Here is a 2,958-nt window from a genome sequence, read left to right as displayed (position 1 = left end):
CTCCCCGCCTTCAGCTCGTTGCCTAAGGCGAAAGATGCGGAATATTACTCCGCGACAGTCAGAACATCCGACCGTTTCCGCTGTCCATTTTGTCTCCGGGATTCACAAGACGGACCGTCGTGATGCCGAAGGGATCGCGCGTCTGCTCCACCTCGCCTGGTTCCGGCCGGTTCACTGCAAATCGGTGTCGGCACAAGAGGTTCGCGCTGTACTCACCGCCCGCAAGGCCGTGCAACAAGGATTCATCACTTTGGAGATGTCCCTGCGCGGGCTGTTGCGGAACTTTGGCCTCAAGGTCGGCACCATATCTCGTGGCCGGTTCGAACAACGGATCAGAGAACTGGCGGCAGGCAATCCGATGCTGGAAGCTGCAACCGAACCCATGCTCCGCGCACGGTCGGCGCTGCGACGAGAGCTGGCGGGCCTTGAACGCCATGTCCGCGAACTCGCTCAGGATGATCCGGTCTGTCGTCGACTGATGTCGATGCCGGGGATTGGTGCGGTCGTTGCCTTGACATATCGATCTGCGGTCGATGACCCGGCCCGGTTCACGTCCTCGAAGAAAGTCGGACCGTGGGTTGGCCTGACACCCTCTCGAAACCAGTCTGGCGAGCGAGACATCTCGGGCGGGATCACCAAGGCAGGCGACGTCAACCTGCGCCGTGCGTTGTGCCAGGCGGCAACCGTCATGATGCATCGCGGACGGGCAACATGGCTGAGAACCTGGGCCGCGAAACTTGCACGGCGCCGTGGTGCGAAGCGCGCGATGGTTGCACTGGCGCGGCGCATCGCCGTGATCCTGCACCGCATGTGGACAGACGACGCCGACTTCCGCTTCGATACTCCGGTGCTACACGCCGGCTGAAGATAACAGTTCCTAACTGTTGCCCGCCTGATGGCGGGCCTTCGAGGTCCCCACGGGACGCGGTTGCGGTGATGCCGTGCTCAGGACTGAAGCCGACCATGTCGAGCACGCCAATGAGATGGGCACACCGGAATTGCATTGAACCAGCATCATGTTGGCGGCCGTCGCGCCGACCACGGACCGAAGCATGCACCCGGGTCGATCTCAAACGAAGGCTGCCAGATAGGAAAGCATGTCAATCGCACAAACGACAAGGCTGCAGCTCGGCGGCCCTTGTGGCATGCGCAAAAGCGCTTGACCTGGACCGCCCCGTTACCGAAGTCCTGAGCCTAGCATTTCCTCCCAAGCCGACTGAGCCAAGTGATCAGCTATTTGTCGGCTTCGTCCCGCACAGCGGTCATTCAGCTGCCGAAAATGCTGCGCGCGGGATCGAACGGCAGCTTCAGTAAAGCCTACACCGCCGAACCGGATCATGCCTTGGAGAGGCTTGAGCATGGACCTTTGCTCGGCACCTGCCATAGGGTGAAGTCGACAAGTAATCGAAAGGATCACGGCGATGCGAGTTTTGGCATCAGTCTTGGTGACGGTTCTTGCCTTCGCCGGGCTTGGGGTGAATGCAATGGAAGCAATAAAGGGAACAGCCACATACCGGGAACGGATCGCCATGCCGCCCGGTGTGACCTTTGAGGTTCGGCTTGAGGACGTGTCACTGATGGATGTTCCGTCAAAAATCCTCAGCACCGTGACGTTGAACGAAGCGGGAAACCCGCCTTACGAATTCACGATTCCATACAACCCCGAGGTTATTCAGGATGCGCGGCGATACACTGTTCGAGCGAGCCTGCGATTGGGCGAGCGGTTGCTGTTTACCACTGACACCCATACACCGGTGTTGACGGGCGGCGCGGGCAACGAGGTGGCGATCACTATGGTTCAGGTACAAACTGTGTCCGAACCGCCCCACAGAATGATCGGTGAATTTGTCTATTTCGCAGACGCCGCCACGTTTGCCGAATGCGGGACAAAAGAAGTCTACCCCGTCACAATCGAGGGCGCTTACCTCGATGCTGAACGCGGATACCTGAATGCACAGTCCGAGCCCATGGCACCAGTCGCTGTCGTGCTCGAAGGGGAGATAGCCAAACGCGAGGGGACCGAAGGCGGCAAGCGGGATATGCTGGTGATTAATCGGCTTGCCGGATTCGTCCCGGGGCTGACCTGTGAGCGCGCAATGGCGGACTCGGATGTTGAAAACACTTATTGGCGTATTCTATCGATTGCTGGCGACGTGCTCGAGAATACCGAGATCGAACGAGAACCACACATCATACTACGCCCAAGTGAAGGAGCCTTTACGTCTACTGTCGGCTGCAACACTATCAATGGAAGTTACACACTCGCAGGCTCCGCGCTGTCCTTGGGTGCTGGTCCCATGACGATGATGGCATGCCCACCGCCACTTGATGAGATTGAGCGCGCGTGGACTCAGGGCATATCCTCGGTGAGCAAGGCTATCGTGACAGGGCCAACTATGGAGTTGGTTACTGCTGAAGGTATGACGGTCGCGTTTCTGGAGGCCGTTGCGCTGCCTTGAACCTAAGCACCGCCTTCGCGACCTGGTGCAACCAAGGTCCCGGCACTTGGAACTTCCCGACGGCAGCTTCGTCCGCATGTGAGACATCAATCAGCCGCGCGGCGAACGACCGGTTCGGATCTGCTCTATCCAGGCTTGCTCGAACGGCCGTTTTCGGGAAATCGAGCTGCGCTCCAGCGACGAAAAAGCTGACAGGTAGTGATCTGGGCGACTCCCCATGCCGCGGGCGCATAGGTCCGGATCTTCCCGCATAGCGGTCATTGGTGATCGGCGCAGCGAACGACTGCTTTCGAAAGCAGTCGTTGACGATGGCAGGTTGACGCCGCGCTGCGGCCCGTCAGAGGAGACATTCGCTGCATCTGCGCCATCGGGCGTCGGGCGAATTCACGCTATGCGGACGAAGCCGCCTGAGGCCGATGCAGCGAAACTCAAGTCGGCGGCTCGACCGAGTCATGGAACGGCCCGCCGCGCTGCGGCACGACTTCCCGGAAGCGGTCAT

2 protein-coding genes are annotated in these 2,958 nt (G+C 59.7%); both read left to right on the top strand.

All coding sequences use genetic code 11. The annotated features are described in order from the left end of the window. Nucleotides 1-865 (top strand): IS110 family transposase (locus R5H32_RS20765; RefSeq protein WP_318340541.1); only part of this gene is annotated, 865 nt, incomplete at its 5' end. Nucleotides 866-1,421: 556 nt separating this feature from the next. Then, nucleotides 1,422-2,459 (top strand): YbaY family lipoprotein, encoded by a 1,038-nt coding sequence (locus R5H32_RS20760; protein WP_318340540.1) that lies wholly within the window; start codon nt 1,422-1,424, stop codon nt 2,457-2,459. The last annotated feature ends 499 nt before the right edge of the window (nt 2,460-2,958 follow it).

The sequence above is a fragment of the Defluviimonas sp. D31 genome (assembly GCF_033436765.1).
Lineage (GTDB): Bacteria > Pseudomonadota > Alphaproteobacteria > Rhodobacterales > Rhodobacteraceae > Albidovulum.
This window is presented reverse-complemented; position numbering and strand designations above follow the sequence as displayed.